At 73.3% G+C, this 20,622-nt stretch carries 19 protein-coding genes; 5 read left to right on the top strand and 14 right to left on the bottom strand.

Annotation, left to right across the window (positions count from 1 at the left end; all coding sequences use genetic code 11):
- Nucleotides 1-33: 33 nt before the first annotated feature.
- The 4 genes from ACIBW6_RS12135 to afsQ1 form a co-directional block, all read right to left on the bottom strand.
- Nucleotides 34-585, bottom strand: coding sequence for a VanZ family protein (locus tag ACIBW6_RS12135; protein ID WP_399059142.1), 552 nt, complete (start codon nucleotides 583-585; stop codon nucleotides 34-36).
- Nucleotides 586-666: 81 nt separating this feature from the next.
- Nucleotides 667-1,269, bottom strand: a complete 603-nt coding sequence (locus ACIBW6_RS12130; RefSeq protein WP_399059141.1) for a hypothetical protein — start codon at nucleotides 1,267-1,269, stop codon at nucleotides 667-669.
- Nucleotides 1,266-2,885 carry an ATP-binding protein gene (locus tag ACIBW6_RS12125; RefSeq protein WP_399059140.1) on the bottom strand — a complete coding sequence of 540 codons (1,620 nt, stop codon included), beginning with the start codon at nucleotides 2,883-2,885 and terminating at the stop codon, nucleotides 1,266-1,268. The genes ACIBW6_RS12130 and ACIBW6_RS12125 overlap by 4 nt, the downstream gene beginning before the upstream one ends.
- The gene (gene afsQ1 / locus ACIBW6_RS12120) at nucleotides 2,882-3,559 is read right to left on the bottom strand and encodes a two-component system response regulator AfsQ1 (protein WP_161300939.1); all 678 of its coding nucleotides are present in this window, start codon (nucleotides 3,557-3,559) and stop codon (nucleotides 2,882-2,884) included. The genes ACIBW6_RS12125 and afsQ1 overlap by 4 nt, the downstream gene beginning before the upstream one ends.
- A gap of 214 nt (nucleotides 3,560-3,773) precedes the next feature.
- Between afsQ1 and ACIBW6_RS12115 the strand changes: the two genes are divergently transcribed.
- Complete coding sequence (locus tag ACIBW6_RS12115; RefSeq protein WP_399059139.1) at nucleotides 3,774-4,532, top strand: SigE family RNA polymerase sigma factor; 759 nt, start codon at nucleotides 3,774-3,776, stop codon at nucleotides 4,530-4,532.
- A 215-nt stretch (nucleotides 4,533-4,747) separates the two neighbouring features.
- On the opposite strand, the gene ACIBW6_RS12110 is transcribed toward ACIBW6_RS12115, so the two are convergent.
- A complete protein-coding gene (locus tag ACIBW6_RS12110) occupies nucleotides 4,748-5,383 on the bottom strand; it encodes a uridine kinase (RefSeq protein ID WP_399059138.1) in 636 nt (211 codons plus the stop codon).
- A gap of 154 nt (nucleotides 5,384-5,537) precedes the next feature.
- On the opposite strand from ACIBW6_RS12110, the gene ACIBW6_RS12105 reads away from it, so the two are divergent.
- Nucleotides 5,538-5,939, top strand: coding sequence for a hypothetical protein (locus ACIBW6_RS12105; protein ID WP_399059137.1), 402 nt, complete (start codon nucleotides 5,538-5,540; stop codon nucleotides 5,937-5,939).
- A gap of 78 nt (nucleotides 5,940-6,017) precedes the next feature.
- On the opposite strand, the gene ACIBW6_RS12100 is transcribed toward ACIBW6_RS12105, so the two are convergent.
- The 3 genes from ACIBW6_RS12100 to deoC are packed head-to-tail and all read right to left on the bottom strand — an operon-like array spanning nucleotide 6,018 to nucleotide 9,362.
- Nucleotides 6,018-6,950, bottom strand: coding sequence for an aldehyde dehydrogenase family protein (locus ACIBW6_RS12100; protein WP_399059136.1), 933 nt, complete (start codon nucleotides 6,948-6,950; stop codon nucleotides 6,018-6,020).
- Nucleotides 6,943-8,388 carry an aldehyde dehydrogenase family protein gene (locus tag ACIBW6_RS12095; protein WP_399059135.1) on the bottom strand — a complete coding sequence of 482 codons (1,446 nt, stop codon included), beginning with the start codon at nucleotides 8,386-8,388 and terminating at the stop codon, nucleotides 6,943-6,945. Before ACIBW6_RS12095 ends, ACIBW6_RS12100 begins: the two co-directional genes overlap by 8 nt.
- 5 nt (nucleotides 8,389-8,393) lie before the next feature.
- Complete coding sequence (gene deoC / locus ACIBW6_RS12090; RefSeq protein ID WP_399059293.1) at nucleotides 8,394-9,362, bottom strand: deoxyribose-phosphate aldolase; 969 nt, start codon at nucleotides 9,360-9,362, stop codon at nucleotides 8,394-8,396.
- Nucleotides 9,363-9,823: 461 nt separating this feature from the next.
- Here deoC and ACIBW6_RS12085 point away from each other — a divergent pair, with 461 nt between their 5' ends.
- Entirely contained in the window at nucleotides 9,824-10,447 is a 624-nt protein-coding gene (locus ACIBW6_RS12085; RefSeq protein ID WP_399059134.1) for a PH domain-containing protein, read from the top strand.
- Between the two features lie 33 nt (nucleotides 10,448-10,480).
- Here the strand turns inward: ACIBW6_RS12085 and ACIBW6_RS12080 are convergent, their stop codons facing one another.
- The 4 genes from ACIBW6_RS12080 to ACIBW6_RS12065 all read right to left on the bottom strand — a co-directional run bounded on the left by ACIBW6_RS12080 (nucleotide 10,481) and on the right by ACIBW6_RS12065 (nucleotide 15,096).
- Nucleotides 10,481-11,677 carry a hypothetical protein gene (locus ACIBW6_RS12080; protein WP_399059133.1) on the bottom strand — a complete coding sequence of 399 codons (1,197 nt, stop codon included), beginning with the start codon at nucleotides 11,675-11,677 and terminating at the stop codon, nucleotides 10,481-10,483.
- Nucleotides 11,678-11,815: 138 nt separating this feature from the next.
- Complete coding sequence (locus ACIBW6_RS12075; protein WP_399059132.1) at nucleotides 11,816-13,471, bottom strand: phospho-sugar mutase; 1,656 nt, start codon at nucleotides 13,469-13,471, stop codon at nucleotides 11,816-11,818.
- A gap of 65 nt (nucleotides 13,472-13,536) precedes the next feature.
- Nucleotides 13,537-14,361 (bottom strand): purine-nucleoside phosphorylase, encoded by an 825-nt coding sequence (locus ACIBW6_RS12070; protein WP_399059131.1) that lies wholly within the window; start codon nucleotides 14,359-14,361, stop codon nucleotides 13,537-13,539.
- A gap of 297 nt (nucleotides 14,362-14,658) precedes the next feature.
- Nucleotides 14,659-15,096 (bottom strand): gamma-glutamylcyclotransferase, encoded by a 438-nt coding sequence (locus tag ACIBW6_RS12065; RefSeq protein WP_399059130.1) that lies wholly within the window; start codon nucleotides 15,094-15,096, stop codon nucleotides 14,659-14,661.
- An 87-nt stretch (nucleotides 15,097-15,183) separates the two neighbouring features.
- Between ACIBW6_RS12065 and ACIBW6_RS12060 the strand changes: the two genes are divergently transcribed.
- Complete coding sequence (locus ACIBW6_RS12060; protein WP_399059129.1) at nucleotides 15,184-16,632, top strand: NAD(P)H-quinone dehydrogenase; 1,449 nt, start codon at nucleotides 15,184-15,186, stop codon at nucleotides 16,630-16,632.
- A gap of 223 nt (nucleotides 16,633-16,855) precedes the next feature.
- Nucleotides 16,856-17,779, top strand: a complete 924-nt coding sequence (locus ACIBW6_RS12055) for a DeoR/GlpR family DNA-binding transcription regulator (RefSeq protein ID WP_399059292.1) — start codon at nucleotides 16,856-16,858, stop codon at nucleotides 17,777-17,779.
- A gap of 213 nt (nucleotides 17,780-17,992) precedes the next feature.
- Here the strand turns inward: ACIBW6_RS12055 and ACIBW6_RS12050 are convergent, their stop codons facing one another.
- The gene (locus ACIBW6_RS12050) at nucleotides 17,993-18,592 is read right to left on the bottom strand and encodes a TetR/AcrR family transcriptional regulator (protein WP_399059128.1); all 600 of its coding nucleotides are present in this window, start codon (nucleotides 18,590-18,592) and stop codon (nucleotides 17,993-17,995) included.
- A gap of 200 nt (nucleotides 18,593-18,792) precedes the next feature.
- Nucleotides 18,793-20,574 (bottom strand): acetyl/propionyl/methylcrotonyl-CoA carboxylase subunit alpha, encoded by a 1,782-nt coding sequence (locus ACIBW6_RS12045; RefSeq protein WP_399059127.1) that lies wholly within the window; start codon nucleotides 20,572-20,574, stop codon nucleotides 18,793-18,795.
- Nucleotides 20,575-20,622 lie beyond the last annotated feature (48 nt).

Raw genomic sequence — 20,622 nt, 5'->3', positions numbered from 1 at the left:
ACGGTACGGGCACAAGCCGGGCAAAGCGTCAGCTCACGGGGCGATGCCGACCCTGGGAATCGTCGGGGTCGGACCCTGAGCCGGCTCCTGCTGGGGGAGGGGCGCGGCCTCGGCCCTGCGGCGGAGCCTGGCCCGCAGCGCCGGCACCACGGCGGCGTGCGCGAGGGCCACCCCGACGGTGTTCAGGAGCAGCGAATCGATGTCCACGACCTGCCCGGGGACCCCGGTCTGCAGCAGTTCGATGCCGAGCGAGATCAGCGCGCCGGCCGCGACCGTGCGCACCAGCGAACCCCACGCGGAGACCGCGAGCCGGCCCCCCGCGAGGGGCAGCAGCACACCGAGCGGGGCGAGGAGCGCGAGGCCCTCCCCGATGCGCTCGGCGCCCTCCCGCCAGCCGAGCGCCAGGTCCGCCCGGATGCCGGCCAGCGGATGCAGGTTCGCGGCGCTGACCCACGGCACGTCCAGGGGGCGCAGCGTCAGCCAGGCGACGAACAGGAGATGCACGGCCAGGAGGGCGAGTCCTGCCGTACGGAAGCGGATGACGGCCCCGTGGCCGTCCGAGCTGTGACGCGGCACGACCCCCAAGACGCCGCGGGCGGGACGATCGGTTCCGGGGGGCCGGGGATGACGTGGGTCACCCCCGGCGGCCCGTTCGCCGGGCGGGCGCTACCCGACGGTCTCGGCCGGGGCGGGCGCTGTGCCGGGCCGGGCCTTGACCGCGTCCGAGCACTCGTAGCCGCGCAGCGGGTCGTCGCCGGGGCCGCCGAGGACCACCCGGTCGCTGCCGTTCGTCATGATCTTGCTGTTCGCGAAGGTGCAGACGATCTGGGCCAGGGCGTACGGCGACAGGTCGTCGGGGAGCCGGTTCAGGCGCAGGGCGTCCGCCGGTTCGCCGTCCCGGGGGCCCGAGACCTTCGTGCCGGCGGTGACGTCCGTGGTGTACCCGGCCTCCTTCTCCTCGGCCGACAGCGGCTCGGCCAGCTGCCCGAGGAGTTCCTGCGCGACATCGGCGCGGTCCGAGGTCCGCGTGTGCCGGACGGTGACCGTCCGGTCGACCGTGACCAGCTGCGACGTACAGACCAGGAAGACCTGCACGCCGAACTCACCGGCTGCCCGCGCCTTGGCCCCGTCTGCGCCCGACAGCGCGCAGCCCACGCGCGTGGGCGCCGCGTCGAACTCCGTGGGCACCTCCGTGGAGCGGATCCCGCACCCGGACAGCAGCACCGCCGTGAGCCCGAGCAGCCCGCACAGCCGTCCCCGCAGCCTCACGTGACGACACCGCCTTCCTGGGAGTCCTTGGTGGTGCCGGTGCCGGCCGCGTCGTCCGGGGCGTCGGGGTCGTCCTCGCTGTCGCCGCCGCCGTGCAGCGGCGCCGCGTCCACCGGCAGGCGCAGGGTGAAGACGGCGCCGCCCTCCGGGGAGTTGGCGGCGGTGATCTCGCCGCCGTGCACGTGCGCGTTCTCCAGGGCGATGGAGAGCCCCAGGCCACTGCCCTCGGACCGCGGCCGGGAGGCGCTCGCCTTGTAGAACCGGTCGAAGACGTGCGGCAGGACGTCCTCGGGGATGCCGGGCCCGTGGTCGCGGACGGCGATGACCAGCCGGCCGTCCTCCTCGGGCTCCGTCGTCACGGAGACCCGCACCGGGGAGCCGCCGTGCTTGAGCGCGTTGCCGATGAGGTTGGCGAGGATGACGTCGAGCCGGCGCGGGTCGAGCCGGACCAGGTTGCCGCGCTCGGCGTCCAGCTCGACGGCGTCCAGCCAGGCGCGGGCGTCGATGCAGGCGGTGATCTGGTCGGCGATGTCGACGGTGTCCACGACGAGCCGGGCCGTGCCCGCGTCGAAGCGGGTGACCTCCATCAGGTTCTCGACGAGGTCGTTCAGGCGCCGGGTCTCGCTGACGACGAGCCGCACCGCCGGCTCGATCATGGGGTCGACGGAACCGGTCTCCGCGTCCAGCTCCTCCTCCAGGACCTCGGTGACGGCGGTGATCGCGGTCAGCGGCGTCCGCAGCTCGTGCGACATGTCGGCGACGAACCGGCGCGAGGCCTCGTCGCGCGCGCTCATGTCGGCGACCTTCTTCTCCAGGTTCTCCGCCGTCTTGTTGAACGTCCGCGAGAGGTCCGCCAGTTCGTCCGTCCCCGAGACGCGCAGCCGGGTGTCGAGCTTGCCCTCGCCGAGCCGGCGGGCCGCGACCCCGAGCCGGTGCACCGGCTTGAGGACGGTCGTCGACGCGGCCTGCGCGAGCAGCGCGGAGCCGATCAGGGCGAGCGCGGTGGCGATCCCGAGCGACCAGGCCAGCGAGTTGAGGTCCTTGGCCTCCGGTTCGAGCGACTTGAGCAGGTAGCCGGTCGGCCCGCCGTCCACCTTCGCGCCGCCCACCAGGTACGGCGTGTCGTCCTGCGTGGTCCGCTGCCAGTACAGGTGGTAGGCGTGCTTGTTGTTCTCGTCGACCGGCTGCTTCTCGGTCACCGCGTCCCGCAGCGAGCGCGGCACGTCCGCGACGGTGAAGGCGTCGAGATCCGAATTGCCCACCACCTCGCGGCCGTTCTCGTCCGTGCCGATGAGCAGCACGCTGAAGTGCTGGCTGCTGTCGGCCATCAGGTTCGCCGCGTGCTGCAACTCGCCCTGCGTGGGGTGTTCGGGCAGCACGGCCGCCCGGTTCTGCATCTCCTGCCGGAAGTCGCTGAGCGTCGAGTCCTGGGTCCGCGTCAGGACCGCCTCGCGGTTGAGCCAGTACGCGATGCCCGACGCGGAGACCGCGGCGGTCAGGGCGACCAGCGCGAAGACCACGACGAGCCGCAGCCGCAGGCTGGTGAAGCGCAGCCCCGCCGGCACCGCCCTGCCCGCCGCGGTCAGCCCGCCGCGCTTGTCGTGCGGCTCGGTCACTGAGGGGAGTCCAGCCGGTAGCCCACGCCGCGCACGGTACGGATCAGCGTCGGCGAGGACGGCACGTCCTCCACCTTCGCGCGCAGCCGCTGCACACAGGCGTCCACCAGCCGCGAGTCGCCCAGGTAGTCGTGCTCCCAGACCAGGCGCAGCAACTGCTGGCGGGACAGGGCCTGTCCGGGCCGTCGGCTCAGCTCCAGGAGCAGCCGCAGCTCGGTCGGGGTCAGCTGGAGGTCCTCGCCGTTCTTCGTGACGGTCATCGCGGCGCGGTCGATGACGAGGGAGCCGAACGACGCCGCGTCGTTGGCCTCGCGCTCGCCGCGGCGCAGCACGGCGCGGATGCGGGCGTCCAGGACCCGGCCCTGGACGGGTTTGACCACGTAGTCGTCGGCGCCGGACTCCAGGCCGACCACCACGTCGATGTCGTCGCTGCGCGCGGTGAGCAGGATGATCGGCAGCTGGTCCGTGCGCCGGATGCGCCGGCACACCTCGAACCCGTCGATGCCGGGCAGCATCACATCGAGGACGATCAGATCCGGCCGCTGCTCGCGCAACAGCTTCAGACCGTCCTCGCCGGTGGCAGCGGTGGCCACCCGATGACCCTGGCGGGTAAGGGACAGCTCCAGGGCCGTACGGATGGCGTCGTCGTCCTCGATCAGCAACAGGGAAGGCACAGGCGCCATTCTGGCCCATAGGAGGCCTTCAGTTCGACCGCAGGAGCGCTCCCACACGCGACCCGCACAGCCGGATCCGCTGTGACAGGTCTGTGACAGTCGACGGACACCGTCGAGAACTCGCCCCGGCAAGCTTTTGGTCATCGCAGCGAACGACGGCGATGACGCAAGAACGCATGACGGAAGTACCGGACTCCACGACGGGGGGCGCGAGATGAACACGCTGCACAGCACCGCATCAAACGCAGTTGTCACGCGCCTGCACGACCTGGGCCGTACCGAGCGTCATGAGAAGTCCGGTGCCGTGAGCGGGCGGGGGTGCGCTCGCGGCGCCGGGCGTCAGCACACCGTGTTCATGACGGTGGTCGACGCGCACGAGGCGGCGGCCGACAAGGCCGCTCACGGGGGAGCCGCGTACAGGGAGGGATCGGGGGAGCAGCGCACGTCCCTGTCGGAGGCCGAGTTCACGGCCTACGTCCAGGAGCGGCGCGCCTCCCTGTACGCCACCGCCTACCACCTCACCGGTGACCGGTTCGAGGCCGAGGACCTGTTGCAGAGCGCGCTGTTCTCGACGTACCGGGCCTGGGACCGGATCAGTGACAAGGCCGCGGTCGGGGGCTACCTGCGGCGCACCATGACCAATCTGCACATCAGCGCGTGGCGCCGCCGCAAGCTGAACGAGTACCCGACCGAGGAGCTGCCGGAGACGGCGGGCGACACGGACGCGATGCGCGGCACGGAACTGCGCGCGGTGCTCTGGCAGGCGCTGGCCCGCCTGCCCGAACCGCAGCGCACGATGCTCGTGCTGCGCTACTACGAGGGCCGCACCGACCCGGAGATCGCCGAGATCCTCGGCATCAGCGTCGGCACGGTGAAGTCCAGCATCTGGCGGTCGCTGCGGCGGCTGCGCGACGACGAGGTCCTGAGCTTCGGCCGGGACCAGGAGGAGTGCTTCGGGGAGCTCGTCGCCTGAGGCGCCATTCCCTCCGGGGGGACGGAGGGTGATGGGGCCCCGCTTGGGGGAGCGGGGTGATCGAGGGGGGTAACAGGCGGGACCAGCAAAGCCGGGGGCGATGCTGGTCCCGCCGCCTTTTCTGCGGTAGCGCCTGCGCGCCGTGGCGTGTGAGCCCTCCGGGCGGCTACGGGTCGCATGTGGTTGCTCGCGCAGTTCCCCGCGCCCCTAGGGAGTCATGACGTCGCCCGGGCCTTCACGCACCGGCCCGCCGCCGCTGCCGCAAGGCGGCCCAGGGCCTCCTCCTTGCCGCAGGGGTGGGCGCCGAGCGCCGTCAGGCGGGCCACGATGGCGCGTTCGGCGCGCATCAGCCGCCAGCCGCGCCGCAGCAGGAACGGCACCGACTTGCGGCCCTCCCGCAGGTCGCGCAGGAGACGGCGGCGGAACGTCGTCGAGGGGCGGCCGCGCAGGCACAGCGCGTCGGCCAGCACGCCCAGTTCCCGGCAGCGCTCCACGATGTCCGCGGCGAAGATGCCCTCCGCGATGAACAGGGGCGTGCGGCCGATGTCGAGCGCCTCCACGCCCACCCGTGCGCTGGTGGCGAGGGAGTAGACCGGCACGTCCGTCCGGCCCCGCTCGCACAGGGCGACGATCGCGGCGAGCGCCGCCTCGGTGTCCCAGGAGGCCGGTGCGTCCCAGTCGATGTCCGAACTGCCCGGCACCAGCGGCAGCGTCGGGTCGTCGGCCTCTTTGTAGAAGTCGTCGAGGCACAGCACGGGGAGCCCGGAGCGGGCGGCGAACAACGACTTTCCGGAGCCGGAGGGTCCTGACAGCAGGACGACCCGGGTCGGTATCGGGGGATGCGCACTCACGAGAGACCAGTGTGCGCCATGGACGCGCCCCTGCCGAGCCCGCGTGGTGGCGATGTGGCACGCACCACGTCAACTACGCTGGGTGGTTCTTTCGTTACGCTAGGACCTCCCGCTCGTCCGCCCCACCCGCACGAAAGGCCCAGGCGCAAGAATCATGGCCCGACACGCAGCCCGCAAGAACCCGACGCCGTCCTCCGGCACCCGTCGCGCCCTGTTGCGGGCCGGCCTGACCGTGACCGCCGCCGGTGCGGCCGTGGCCGCCGGCGCGGCGGGCGCGAGCGCCGCACCGGTCGCCGGGGGCGACCCGGGCTCGCCCGTCCGCGTGCTGACGCAGGCGGTCGACGCCGCGACCACGCACGGGCTCGGCCCGGTCAAGGACCTGCGGATCGATCCGCTGGCCGGCACTAGCGCCGACCCCCTGGACAATGCGGTGGGCACGCAGGTCGCCGACTTCAAGCCGGTCAGCACGGCGGCGCTCACCGGCCCGCTGACGGCCGGCGGCTCGCTCGGCGAACTGCCGGTCGTCGGCGCCGTGGCGGGCGTCCTGCCCGGCTGACCGGCGCGGCGGACGCGGGGCGGCCCCGGCCCCTCCCGGACGGAGGACGGGCCGGGGCCGCCGGTGTGCGCGGCCGCTCTAGTACGAGGAGCCGGACGCGCCCAGGGAACCCGTCGGGTGCCAGACCGTCTTGGTCTCCAGGAACCGCGTCAGGCGCTCCGTGCCCGGGTCCGCCGCGAAGTCCTCCACAGGCTGGGGACGGCGCACGCGCTTCAGGTTGTCCGCCGCCGCGATCTCCAGCTCCTTGGCGAGGTCCGGGCCCGCGCCGGTCAGGTCGATGCCGTTCACGTCCTGGTGCGCGGCGAGCGACGGCGCGATCTCCGCCGCCCTGCCGGACAGGATGTTCACCACGCCGCCGGGCAGGTCGGAGGTGGCGAGCACCTCGCCGAGGGAGAGCGCCGGGAGCGGCGCCTTCTCGGAGGCGATCACGACGGACGTGTTGCCCGCCGCGACGACCGGGGCGATCACCGAGACGAGCCCGAGGAACGACGACTCCTGCGGCGCGATCACGGCGACGACGCCGGTCGGCTCCGGCGTGGAGAGGTTGAAGAAGGGACCGGCCACCGGGTTGGCGCCGCCCACCACTTGGCCGATCTTGTCGGTCCACCCCGCGTACCAGACCCAGCGGTCGATCGCGGCGTCCACCACGGCGGCCGCCTTCGCCTTGTTCAGGCCCTCCGCCTCGGCGACCTCGCGCACGTACTGCTCGCGGCGGCCCTCCAGCATCTCGGCGACGCGGTAGAGGATCTGCCCGCGGTTGTACGCGGTCGCGCCGGACCAGCCGCCGAACGCCTTGCGGGCGGCGACCACGGCGTCCCGGCCGTCCTTGCGGGACGCCAGCGGCGCGTTCGCCAGCCACTTGCCGCTCTTCGCGTCGGTCACTTCGTACACCCGGCCGCTCTCGGAACGCGGGAACTTCCCGCCCACGTACAGCTTGTAGGTCTTGAGGACGGACAGCCGCACCGGCTCGGCGTGCACGGTCTTCGCGGTCTTCTCGGACTTGTCAGACATCGAGGTACGCCTCCAGGCCGTGGCGACCGCCCTCGCGGCCGAAGCCCGATTCCTTGTAGCCGCCGAACGGCGAGGTCGGGTCGAACTTGTTGAACGTGTTGGCCCAGACGACCCCGGCCCGCAGCTTGCCCGCGACGGCCAGGATGCGGGAGCCCTTCTCGGTCCAGATGCCCGCCGACAGGCCGTACTGCGTGTTGTTGGCCTTGGCGACGGCCTCCTCCGGCGTACGGAAGGTGAGGACCGACAGGACCGGGCCGAAGATCTCGTCGCGGGCGACGGTGTGCGCCTGCGTGACGTTCGTGAAGAGCGTCGGCGCGAACCAGTAGCCGGCCGACGGCAGTTCGCACGGCGCCGACCAGCGCTCGGCGCCCTCGGCCTCGCCGGTCTCGGCGAGTGCGCTGATCCGGGCGAGCTGCTCGGCGGAGTTGATCGCGCCGATGTCGGTGTTCTTGTCGAGCGGGTCGCCGAGGCGCAGGGTCGACAGGCGCCGCTTCAGGCTGTCGAGCAGTTCGTCCTGGACCGACTCCTGGACCAGCAGGCGCGAGCCCGCGCAGCAGACCTGGCCCTGGTTGAAGAAGATGCCGGTGACGATGCCCTCGACGGCCTGGTCGAGCGGGGCGTCGTCGAAGACGATGTTGGCGCCCTTGCCGCCCAGCTCCAGCGTGACCTTCTTGTCGGTGCCGGCCACGGTCCGGGCGATCTGCTTGCCGACGGCCGTGGAGCCGGTGAACGCCACCTTGTTCACGTCGGGGTGCGCGACCAGCGCGGCGCCCGCGTCGCCGTACCCGGGCAGGATGTTGACGACGCCCTTGGGCAGGCCCGCCTGGCGGCAGATGTCCGCGAAGAACAGGGCGGACAGCGGGGTGGTCTCGGCGGGCTTGAGGACGACCGTGTTGCCGGTGGCGAGCGCCGGGGCGATCTTCCAGGCCAGCATGAGCAGCGGGAAGTTCCACGGGATGACCTGGCCCGCGACGCCGAGCGCCTTCGGGCCCGGGCCGTAGCCCGCGTGGTCGAGCTTGTCGGCCCAGCCCGCGTAGTAGAAGAAGTGGGCGGCTACGAGGGGGAGGTCGGCGTCCCTCGTCTCCTTGATGGGCTTGCCGTTGTCCAGCGTCTCCAGGACGGCCAGCTCGCGGGAGCGCTCCTGGATGATGCGGGCGATGCGGAAGAGGTACTTGCCGCGCTCGGCGCCGGGCAGCGCCGACCAGGTGGCGAACGCGGTGCGGGCGGCCCGCACGGCCCGCTCGACGTCGGCCTCGCCGGCCTGCGCCACTTCGGAGAGGACCTCCTCGGTGGACGGCGAGACCGTCTTGAAGACCTTGCCGTCGGCGGCCTCGGTGAACTCGCCGTCGATGAAGAGCCCGTAGGACGGGGCGATGTCGACGACCGCGCGGGACTCGGGGGCGGGCGCGTACGCGAAGGCGTGTGCTGCGTTGGTCATGGTGATCAGTCCACCGTCACGTAGTCGGGACCGGAGTAGCGGCCGGTGGCCAGCTTCTGGCGCTGCATCAGCAGATCGCTCAGGAGGCTGGAGGCGCCGAACCGGAACCAGTGGTTGTCGAGCCAGTCCTCGCCCACGGTCTCGTTCACGATCACGAGGAACTTGACGGCGTCCTTCGAGGTGCGGATGCCGCCGGCGGGCTTCACCCCGATCTGCACGCCCGTGGCGGCGCGGAAGTCGCGGACCGCCTCCAGCATCAGCAGGGTGTTGGCCGGGGTGGCGTTGACCCCCACCTTGCCGGTCGAGGTCTTGATGAAGTCGGCGCCGGCCAGCATGCCGATCCAGCTCGCGCGGCGGATGTTGTCGTACGTCGACAGCTCGCCGGTCTCGAAGATGACCTTGAGCCGGGCGGAGCCGGAGGCCTCCTTCACGGCGCGGATCTCGTCGTGGACCTTCAGGTACTTGCCCGCGAGGAAGGCGCCGCGGTCGATGACCATGTCGATCTCGTCGGCTCCCGCGGCGACGGCCTCGCGGACGTCCGCGAGCTTCACGTCGAGGGCGGCGCGGCCGGCCGGGAAGGCGGTGGCGACGGAGGCGACCTTGACGCCGGTGCCGGCGACGGCCTCCTTCGCGGTGGCCACCATGTCCGGGTAGACGCAGACGGCGGCGGTGCGGGGGGCCGAGCGGTCGGTCGGGTCGGGGTGGGCGGCCTTGGCGCCCAGGGCCCGGACCTTGCCCGGGGTGTCGGCGCCTTCCAGGGTCGTCAGGTCGATCATCGAGATGGCCAGGTCGATGGCGTACGCCTTGGCCGTGGTCTTGATGGACCGCGTGCCGAGCGCGGCGGCGCGGCCCTCCAGACCCACGGCGTCCACGCCGGGCAGGCCCTGGAGGAATCGGCGCAGTGTGGCCTCGGAGGCGGTGGCGTCCGTCAGCGCGTGTTCGGCCGCGGGTGCGGGGGTGGGTGCAGTGGGCATGGTCACGAGGGGAGCATATCTACGCGCGTAGCGGATGTATAGGGGGCGGTCTGGGTTCGGCCGGGCGGCGCGTAGGGGTGCGGGTCCCGCCAGGGGCGCGGGGAACTGCGCGCTCAGCCACGACGGCGCTGCACCCGGCGATGACGCTCAGCCCCGGGGCTCCGCCCCGGCCCCCGCTCCTCAATCGCCGGAGGGGCTTGATTTGGGTGAGCGCCGCCAGGGGCGCGGGGAACTGCGCGCTCGGCCCCGATGGTGCCGCACCCGGCGATGACGCTGAGCCCCGGGGCTCTGCCCCGGCCCCCGCTCCTCAATCGCCGGAGGGGCTTGATCTGGGTGAGCGCCGCCAGGGGCGCGGGGAACTGCGCGCTCAGCCACGATGGTGCCGCACCCGGCGACGGGCGGAGAGGGGCCAGGGTCAGGGCCCGCCGAAGCACAGCGCAGCGTCAGGCACAATCGGGGGCATGACGACCCGCCCCCGCACCTCCCCGGACCGGAGCTACCGGTCCCCCGCCGGCATCGCGGGCGGTGTCGTGCTGCTCGCCGTCGGCGCCTGGCTCGGCGCCGACGCGCTGATCAGCGGGGAGGGCCGCACCCCGTGGCTGGCGCTCGCGGGCCTGCTCCTCGCGGTGCCGCTGGTGGTCGCGTTCACCATCCGCCCGGCCGTGTTCGGCAACGAGGACCGGCTGCGCGTGCGCAACCCCTTCCGCGACATCACCCTCCCCTGGGGATCCGTCGCCACCTTCCGCTCCGGGTACTCGAACGAGGTCCTCGACGAGGCCGGCACCAAGTACCAGCTCTGGTCGATCCCGGTCTCCCTGCGCGCCCGCCGCAAGGCGCAGCGCCCGGCGCGGCCGCGGCCGCAGGGCCGCCGGGGCCGGGAGCAGGACGCCGTGGCCGAGGCGCAGGAGCAGGTCGTGCGGCGCGCCCCCGCCGACCACTCCATGGACGAGCTGCGCGAGCTGCACGAGTCCCGCGCGGCGGCCCCGGCCTCCCAGGGCGCGCCGGCCGTCCGCTGGGCCTACGAGATCATCGCCCCCGCCGTGGCCGGCGCGGTGCTGCTCGTCGTCCTCATCGCCCTGGGCTGAGCCGGGCCGCCGGGCCCGGGCCGGCCCGGCGCCTCAGGGCGCGCTGGGCCAGACCAGCAGCATGTACCCGCCCCAGTACGCCGCCCCGAGCGCGGCGCCCGCCACCCCCACCACCAGCGTCCGCCGCGACGCCCGCGCCAGCATCAGCGCGAGGGGCAGGAGCAGCGGGAAGCCGGGCACGAGGAAGCGGGCCCGGGAGAAGTAGACCCCGCCGCTGCCGAGCACGATGGCGAGCAGCACGCCGGTGAAGACCAGCAGGGGCAGGGGCTGGCGGTCCGCGAGGGAGAACGCGTACAGCAGGGCCGAGCCGATCAGGACCGCCGTCACCAGCACCAGGAAGAGTTCCGGCGCCGAGTCGTAGGCGAGGTGGCCGCGGAAGCGGCGCAGGGTCTCGATGCCGCCGTCCAGTTCGTTGGCCCACAGCCGCTGGACGGCGAAGTACCCGTCCCAGCGGCCGAGGCGCAGCCCGACCCAGCCCACGTAGCCGAGCCAGCCCAGCGGGGCGAGCAGCGTGCCGCCGAGCACCCGCCAGGAGAAGCCGCGGCGCAGCGCCAGTGCCCCGCACAGGCCGACGGCCGCGGCGATCGCGACGCCGGTCGGCCGGGTCAGCCCGGCCAGCGCCGCGAGGGAGCCCGCCCACAGCCACCGGCCGGTCAGCACCGCGTACAGGGACCACGCCACGAACGCGGTGAACACCGACTCGGTGTAACCCATCCACTGGACGACGCCGACGGGGTAGCACGCCCACAGGAAGGTCAGCAGGACGCCCACGCGGCGCCCGTGCAGCCGGTCGCCGATCGCGAAGACGCCCCAGGCCGCCACGAACGAGCAGCCCGACGCCAGGAGCAGCCCCGCCGTGGCCCGCGACCCGGGCACCACGACGGCCAGCGCCTTCACCGCGTACGGGTAGAGCGGGAAGAAGGCGAGGTTGTTGGCGTCGCGCCGGGTGCCGAGGGTCCGCTCGTAGCCGTGGTCGGCGATGCCCAGGTACCACTTGGAGTCCCAGTCCGCGGCGAGCGTCGGCCAGATGCCGTGGCCCTCCTTGTGCGCCCAGACGCCCAGGACGAGCAGCACGAACGTCCGCACGGCCGCGTACGCGAAGAGGGCGGGGGCCGCCCGGCGCAGGGCGCGCAGGCCCCGCTCGCGCAGGTCGGTGGCGGACCCCGGGGCCGGGCGGCGGGAGCGGTCCTCCAGGAGGAGGGCGGCCTCGGCGGGGGCGGTCGGGGACACGTCGGCTCCTGCGGGGACGGGGGTGGCTGCGGGGGCAACGTTCCCGTCGCCCCCGGCCCCTGGCCCGCCCCGTTCCGTCAACTGCCCCGCACAGGTCACCCGTTCGAGTGCGGGCCCGCCGCCGGGGGCCCGCCCGGGTCAGATGCCCGCGGCCGCCGCGAGGTCCCGCTTGACCGCGGCGAGCAGCTCCGCGGCCGTCGCCCGTGCCGCGGGCAGCCCGGCCCGGTCGGCGACCGGCACCACGACCTCCAGGTAGCACTTCAGCTTGGGCTCCGTGCCGGACGGGCGGACGATGACCCGCGCGCCCTCCAGCGTGTAGCGCAGGCCGTCGGTGGGCGGCAGCCCGCCCGCGCCCGCGGCGAGGTCCTCGGCCCGGGTGACCGCGAGCCCGGCCAGCGCCGTCGGCGGCTGCTCGCGCAGCCGCCGCATGGCCGCCGCGATGACGGAGAGGTCCTCCACCCGCACGCTCAGCTGGTCCGTCGCGTGCAGCCCGTGGGCCAGGGCCAGGTCGTCGAGCGCGTCCAGGAGCGTGCGGCCCCGCTCCTTGAGCCCGCTCGCCAGCTCGGTCACCAGCAGCGCGGCCGTGATGCCGTCCTTGTCGCGGACGCCCTCGGGGTCGACGCAGTAGCCGAGCGCCTCCTCGTAGCCGTAGCGCAGGCCCTCCACGCGGGCGATCCACTTGAAGCCCGTCAGCGTCTCCTCGTACGGCAGACCGGCCGCCTCGGCGATCCGGCCGAGCAGCGAGGACGAGACGATCGACTCCGCGAGGACGCCGCGCGCGCCGCGCTCGACCAGGTGCGCCGCGAGCAGCGCGCCCACCTCGTCGCCGCGCAGCATGCGCCAGCCGCCGTCGGCCCCGGCGTCCGGGACGGCGACGGCGCAGCGGTCCGCGTCCGGGTCGTTGGCGATGATCAGGTCGGGGGCCGTGGCCTCGGCGCGGGCCGTCGCGAAGGAGAGGTCCATCGCGCCCGGCTCCTCCGGGTTGGGGAAGGCGACCGTCGGGAAGTCCGGGTCGGGCTCGGCCTGCGCGGGCACCAGCACCGGCGCGGGGAAGCCCGCGCGGGCGAAGGCGGCCAGCAGGGTGTCCTTGCCGACGCCGTGCATCGCCGTGTAGACGGTGCGGGCGGTGCGCGGGGAGTCCGCGGCCAGGACCGCGTCCGTACGGGCCAGATACGCGTCCAGGACCTCGTCCCCGAGGATCTCCCAGCCGGACTCCGGGCGCGCCACGTCGTGCAGCGAGGCGACCGCGTCGATCTCGGCGGCGATCTCCGCGTCGGCCGGCGGCACGATCTGCGAGCCGTCGCCGAGGTAGACCTTGTAGCCGTTGTCCCGCGGCGGGTTGTGGGAGGCCGTGACCTCCACGCCCGCGACCGCGCCCAGGTGCCGTATGGCGAAGGCGAGCACGGGCGTGGGCAGCGGACGCGGCAGCACCGCGGCGCGCAGCCCGGCGCCCACCATGACCGCCGCCGTGTCGCGCGCGAAGTCCGCCGACTTGTGGCGGGCGTCGTAGCCGATCACCACCAGGCCGTCGGTCTGCCCCTTGGCCTTCAGGTACGCGGCGAGGCCCGCGGCCGCGCGGATGACCACCGCGCGGTTCATCCGCGTGGGACCCGCGCCCAGCTCGCCGCGGAGCCCGGCCGTGCCGAACTGCAAGGTGCCCGCGAAGCGCTCGCCGAGCGCGTCGAGGTCCCCGCTGTCGATGAGCGCGGCCAGCTCCTCGCGGGTCTCCTCGTCGGGGTCCTCCGCCAGCCAGGTCTTCGCCCGGTCGAGCAGTTCGCTGCCTTGTACGGTCACGGTCGGCTTCCTTCAGCGGTCAGGCGTACGGACGGGTGCGGGGGCGGCGCGGATCGCCGCCGGGATCAGATCTTCGCGAGGACCTTGGTCAGCAGCTCGCCCATGCCCGCGGCGGAGTCCCGTCCGGCCTGGAGGACCTCCTCGTGGTTGAGGGGCTCGCCCGACAGGCCCGCGGCCAGGTTGGTGACCAGGGAGATGCCGAGCACCTCCACGCCCGCCTCACGGGCCGCGATGGCCTCCAGGACGGTGGACATGCCGACCAGGTCGGCGCCGAGGATGCCGGCCATCCGGACCTCGGCGGGGGTCTCGTAGTGCGGGCCGGGGAACTGGGCGTACACGCCCTCCTCCAGCGACGGGTCGATCTCCTGGCACAGCGCGCGCAGCCGCGGCGAGTACAGGTCGGTCAGGTCCACGAAGTTCGCCCCGACGATCGGCGAGGTGGCCGTCAGGTTGATGTGGTCGGAGATGAGGACCGGCTGGCCGGGGCGCATGCCCTCGCGCAGACCGCCGCAGCCGTTCGTCAGGACGAGGGTGCGGCAGCCCGCGGCGGCGGCGGTGCGCACGCCGTGCGCGACGGACGCGACGCCCCGGCCCTCGTAGTAGTGCGTGCGGCCCAGGAAGACCAGGGCGCGCTTGTCGCCGAGCTGGTACGAGCGGACCTTGCCGCCGTGGCCCGCCACGGCCGGGCCGGTGAACCCGGGCAGCTCGGTGAAGGGGAGCTCGACGGTGGGCGCGCCCAGCGCCTCGGCGGCCGGCGCCCAGCCCGAGCCCATCACGAGGGCGACGTCGTGGGTCTCGGCACCGGTGAGCTCGCGCAGGCGGGCGGCGGCGTCGGCGGCGGCGGCGTAGGGGTCGCCCTGGAGGATGTCCGGAGTGGCAGATGCGTTCACGCGCTTGAGGGTAGCCGGTCATGGCCTACGCGCGTAGATGACGAGCCCCACGGTATTGCGATCGTTGTCTTGTCGTTTCCGACGAAGTCGCTCCGCTCGGGGTGCGAGAACGAGGTGCGTCGTCGGCTACGGGCCCGGTGGGGGCTGGTCGCGCAGTTCCCCGCGCCCCTGAGAAATGCAGGCGCTGCGCGCCGCATTTCTCAGGGGCCCGGTGGGAACTGCGCGCAGCAGGACCACCGGCGGTCGGCCGCGTACGAAGGCGTGACCCGGCAGACGGGCGGGCGGACCCCGCGTACCTCAGCAGGGGCGCTTGCGCAGCTCCATGACGTAGTCGTGCGGGGCGCCCGCCGACTCGGCGGCGTCGCCGATCTCGCCGAGGTAGCGCGCGGAGGGCAGGCCGCCCTCGTACCCGTTCAGGACGTACAGCCAGGCGGGCTCCTCGCCCTCCAGGGTGTCCACGCGCACCCGCATCCGCCGGTAGATGTCGAGGCCGACCCCCTCCCAGCGGTCCATCGACTCCTCGTCCATCGGGGCGATGTCGTACAGCGCCACGAAGACCTGCGACCGGGGCGCCTCCACGATGGTGGCCAGCGCGCCCTCCCAGCCCATGTGCTCGCCCCCGAACGTCAGCCGCCAGCCTTGCAGCCACCCGGTCGCGCGCAGCGGCGAGTGAGGGGCGCGGCGCGTCATGAGCCGCGGGTCGAGATTGCCGGCGTACGCGGCGTAGAGCGACATGGGTCCGAGGGTACGGCAGTTGCCCCGGGTGATCGGAGCGAAGTGCGTGCCACCCCGGCCGGGCACCGCCTCCCGCGGTGCGGGACAATGGCGTACGTGACTCGGATCGTGATCATCGGTGGCGGACCTGGCGGATACGAAGCGGCCCTGGTGGCGGCCTCGCTCGGCGCGGAGGTGACCGTCGTCGACTGCGACGGTCTGGGCGGGGCGTCGGTGCTGACCGACTGCGTGCCGTCGAAGACCCTGATCGCCACGGCCGAGGTGATGACGACCTTCGACTCCTCGTACGAGGAGCTGGGGATCATCGTCGAGGACGACACCCCGGACCCGGACAGCCCGGCCCGCGTCGTCGGCGTCGACCTGGGCAAGGTCAACCGGCGCGTCAAGCGGCTCGCCCTCGCCCAGTCGCACGACATCACCGCCTCCGTCACGCGCGCGGGCGCCCGCGTGCTGCGCGGCCGCGGCCGGCTCGACGGGCAGCAGGACCTGGACGGCTCCCGCAAGGTCGTCGTCACCGCCGCCGACGGCAGCGAGGAGACCCTCACCGCCGACGCCGTGCTGCTGGCCACCGGCGGCCACCCGCGCGAGGTGCCCGACGCGCAGCCCGACGGCGAGCGCATCCTGAACTGGACGCAGGTCTACGACCTGGACGAGCTGCCCGAAGAGCTGATCGTGGTCGGCTCCGGCGTCACCGGCGCCGAGTTCGCCGGCGCCTACCAGGCCCTCGGCTCCCGCGTCACCCTCGTCTCCTCCCGCGACCGCGTGCTGCCGGGCGAGGACCCGGACGCCGCCGCCGTCCTGGAGGACGTCTTCCGGCGCCGCGGCATGAACGTGATGGCGCGCTCCCGCGCCGCCTCCGCCAAGCGGGTCGGCGACCGCGTCGAGGTCACCCTCGCCGACGGCCGCACCATCTCCGGCACGCACTGCCTGATGGCGGTCGGCGCGATCCCCAACAGCGAGGGGCTCGGCCTGGAGGGCGCCGGCGTCAAGGTGAAGGACTCCGGGCACATCTGGACCGACAAGGTCTCGCGCACGACCGCTCCCGGCGTCTACGCGGCCGGGGACGTGACCGGCGTCTTCGCCCTCGCGTCCGTGGCGGCGATGCAGGGCCGCATCGCGATGTACCACTTCCTGGGCGACGCGGTGGCGCCGCTGAACCTCAAGACCGTCTCGTCGAACGTCTTCACCGACCCCGAGATCGCCACCGTCGGCGTCTCGCAGGCCGACGTCGACGGCGGCAAGTTCGACGCCCGCGTCGTCAAGCTGCCGCTGCTGCGCAACCCGCGCGCGAAGATGCAGGGCATCCGGGACGGCTTCGTCAAGATCTTCTGCCGGCCCGGCACGGGCATCGTGGTGGGCGGTGTGGTCGTGGCGCCCCGCGCCTCGGAACTGATCCACCCCATCTCGATCGCGGTCGACAACAATCTGACGGTCGAGCAGATCGCGAACGCCTTCACCGTGTACCCGTCTCTTTCGGGCTCGATCGCCGAGGTGGCGCGGCAGCTGCACACGCGCAAGGTCGCCGAGGAGGGCTGAGCCGCTCCGCGGGCGGGGGCAACGCGCCGCAGGTCACGGTGAGTCGCCACCCGTGCTCATGGCATAGGCGCTCCGGATAGGCGTCCGGGGCGTGCCTATACCACTCCCAGGGCTGTTGTGCGAACAGAACCGGTAATCCGGCGCAAACAGCTGAAAGCAGACGGTCGTTGGGGTTACTGTCAGTTTCGTGTTCGCTGCAGAACGTCGTCAACTGATCCTCGAAATGGTGCGGGCCAACGGAGCGGTGTCGCTCCGGGAGCTCGCCCGCGTCGTCCAGACCTCTGAAGTGACCGTACGGCGGGACGTGCGCGCACTGGAGGCAGAAGGACTCCTCGACCGCCGGCACGGCGGTGCGGTATTGCCGGGCGGATTCACGCGGGAGTCCGGCTTTCCGCAGAAATCACATCTCGCGACCGCAGAGAAGACGGCCATCGCCGATCTCGCCGCGGGCCTCGTCGAAGAAGGCGAAGCCATCGTGGTGGGGGCGGGGACGACCACGCAGGAGCTGGCCCGCCGGCTCGCGCGTGTGCCGGGGCTGACCGTCGTCACCAACTCGCTTCTGGTGGCCCAGGCGCTGGCCCATGCCAATCGCGTCGAGGTCGTCATGACCGGTGGCACGCTGCGGGGTTCCAACTACGCGCTGGTGGGTAGCGGGGCCGAGCAGTCCCTCCAGGGGCTCAGGGTCACCCGGGCCTTCCTGAGCGGCAGCGGTCTGACGGCCGAGCGCGGGCTCTCCACGTCGAACATGCTCTCGGCGTCGGTGGACCGGGCCCTCGTGCAGGCCGCCGCGGAGGTCGTCGTCCTCGCCGACCACTCCAAGCTCGGCACCGACACGATGTTCCAGACGGTGCCGACGGATGTGATCACGCGGCTGGTCACCGACGAGCCGCCCGCCCATGACGACCGGGCCGCCACGGAGCTTCAGGCGCTGGCCGATCAGGGGGTGCAGATCGCGGTCGCCGGGGCGGGACCGGGGGCGGCCGGGGGCGGTGATCCCGTCCCGGCGCGGCAGTCGCGCCGGGATGTGCCGTTGCCCGGCCAGCGTCGGCAGCAACTGCCCGGCGGGGGGCACCCGTTGCGCAGCGCGGCCGGGATGGACCCGGCACCCGAGCGCCCGGCCCGCGTAGCGGACCTACGCCGCCGCTAACCCCTCCGGGGGCCTCGGGTAATCAGTCACCGGGGTCGACAAACCCCGCCAGGGGCGCGGGGAACTGCGCGCCCAGCCACGACGCTCCCGCGCCCGGCGACGACGCTGAGCCCCGGGGCTCCGCCCCGGCCCCCGCTCCTCAATCGCCGGAGGGGCTTAATTTGAGGGGCGCGGGGAACTGCGCGCCCAGCCACGACGGGGTCGCGGACGGGGTCAGGCCCCCGGGGGAGGGGACGTGGTGATGCCCCGGAGGGTGAGGTGGAGGAGGCGGTCGGCGAGGCCGGGATCAGAGGGCGTCTCCTCAGCGGCCAGCGCAATCGCATTGGTGAGCTGCAACAGATCCCCGATCGACACATCCCCCCGCACCGCCCCCACCCGCTGCGCCCGCGAAAGCAGCGCCTGCCCCGCCTCCCGCATGGGAGAACTGCACCGCGCCAGCGCCGAACTCTCGTCCTGGGCCGCCGACATCAGGGCCCGGGAGAGCCCCCGGTACTCACTCGCGTGCGTGATGATCTCGCGCAGCCAGGCCACCAGCGCCGCACACGGCTGCGGCGCGTCGAGCAGCGCCCGGGAGCGGGCCAGCAGATCGCGGACGGCCTCCTCGAAGACGGCGCTCACCAGGGCGTACCGGTTGGGGAAGTGCCGGTACAGGGTGCCGATGCCCACCCCGGCCCCGCGCGCCACGTCCTCCAGGGACGCCCCCGTGCCGTGCTCCGCGAACGCCTGCCGGGCCTGGGCGAGCAGCCGCTCGTAGTTGCGGCGCGCGTCCGCGCGCATGGGACGGACGCGCTGGTGCTCGGTGCCGGATGTCATCGGACCTCCCTGGGCGTGCGCGGGGTCTCCCAAGGATGCCTGATCACCCCGGAACGCCGGCGCCGGGCCCCGGGAACGCCGCGGCACCCGCCGACCGGCAGCCGGCGCCGGGCCCCGGGAACGCCGCAGCGCCCGCCGACCGGCAACCGGTGCGACGGGCGCTGCGTCCGAGCGTGCTGCTCATGGGCGAGCGGTGCGGCTCAGTCCTTGATCTCGCAGATCGCGGCGCCCGAGGTGAGCGAGGCGCCGATCTCGGCGGTCAGGCCCTTGACGGTGCCGGACTTGTGCGCGTTCAGGGGCTGCTCCATCTTCATCGCCTCCAGGACGACCACGAGGTCGCCCTCCTGGACCTCCTGGCCCTCCTCGACGGCGATCTTGACGATGGTGCCCTGCATCGGCGAGGCGAGGGTGTCGCCGGAGGCGGCCGGGCCGGACTTCTTGGCCGCGCGCCGCTTCGGCTTGGCACCCGCCGCGAGCCCGGTACGGGCCAGCGTCATGCCCAGCGACGACGGCAGCGAGACCTCCAGGCGCTTGCCGCCGACCTCGACGACGATCGTCTCGCGGTCGCCGTCGGCCTCGTCGTCGCCGTCAGCGTCCGCGCCGCCCGGCGCGAACGGCGGGATGTCGTTGACGAACTCGGTCTCGATCCACCGGGTGAAGATGGTGAACGGCTCGTCGCTGCCGGTCAGTTCGGGGGCGAACGCCGGGTCGGTGACGACCTTGCGGTGGAACGGGATGGCGGTCGCCATGCCGTCGACCTCGAACTCGGCCAGCGCGCGGGCGGAGCGCTCCAGCGCCTCCTTGCGGGTGCGGCCGGTGACGATCAGCTTGGCGAGCAGCGAGTCCCAGGCCGGGCCGATCACCGAGCCGGCCTCCACGCCCGCGTCCAGGCGGACGCCCGGGCCGGTCGGCGCGTTGAAGACGGTCACGGTGCCCGGCGCGGGCAGGAAGCCGCGGCCCGGGTCCTCGCCGTTGATGCGGAACTCGAAGGAGTGACCCCGCAGCACCGGGTCGCCGTACCCCAACTCCTCGCCGTCGGCGATCCGGAACATCTCGCGGACCAGGTCGATGCCGGCGACCTCTTCGGTGACCGGGTGCTCGACCTGGAGCCGGGTGTTGACCTCCAGGAAGGAGATCGTGCCGTCGGCGCCGACGAGGAACTCGACGGTGCCCGCGCCGACATAGCCGGCTTCCTTCAGGATCGCCTTGGAGGACGCGTAGAGCTCGTCCAGCTGAGCCTGGCTCAGGAACGGCGCCGGGGCCTCCTCGACGAGCTTCTGGTGGCGGCGCTGGAGCGAGCAGTCACGGGTGGAGACGACCACCACGTTGCCGTGCGAGTCGGCCAGGCACTGGGTCTCCACGTGCCGCGGCTTGTCCAGGTAGCGCTCGACGAAGCACTCGCCGCGACCGAACGCGGCCACGGCCTCGCGCACCGCCGAGTCGTACAGCTCCGGCACCTCTTCGAGAGTGCGGGCCACCTTCAGACCGCGACCGCCGCCACCGAAGGCGGCCTTGATCGCGATGGGCAGGCCGTGCTCCTCGGCGAAGGCCACGACCTCCTCGGAACCCGAGACGGGGTCCGGCGTACCGGCGACCAGCGGAGCGCCGGCGCGCTGCGCGATGTGCCGGGCGGCGACCTTGTCGCCCAGGTCCCGGATGGCCTGCGGCGGCGGGCCGATCCAGATCAGGTCCGCGTCCAGCACGGCCTGCGCGAACTCCGCGTTCTCCGACAGGAATCCGTAGCCGGGGTGGATGGCGTCCGCCCCCGAGTCCTTGGCCGCCTGGAGCACCTTGGCGATGTCCAGGTAGCTGGTGGCCGGGGTGTCACCACCCAGCGCGAAGGCCTCGTCGGCCGCGCGGACATGCGAGGCGTCCCGGTCCGGTTCGGCGTAAACGGCAACGCTCGCGATCCCTGCGTCCCGGCACGCCCGGGCCACGCGGACAGCGATTTCGCCACGGTTGGCGATGAGCACCTTGCGCACGATGGCTCCCTCCTTGAAACAAGCCGAGTTTAGGGACTGCCGACACGG

It is taken from the genome of Streptomyces sp. NPDC049813 (genome assembly GCF_044465085.1).
In the GTDB taxonomy this organism is placed as follows: domain Bacteria; phylum Actinomycetota; class Actinomycetes; order Streptomycetales; family Streptomycetaceae; genus Streptomyces.
The sequence above is the reverse complement of the archived record's forward strand: the minus strand, read 5'-3'. Positions and strand labels throughout refer to the sequence as shown.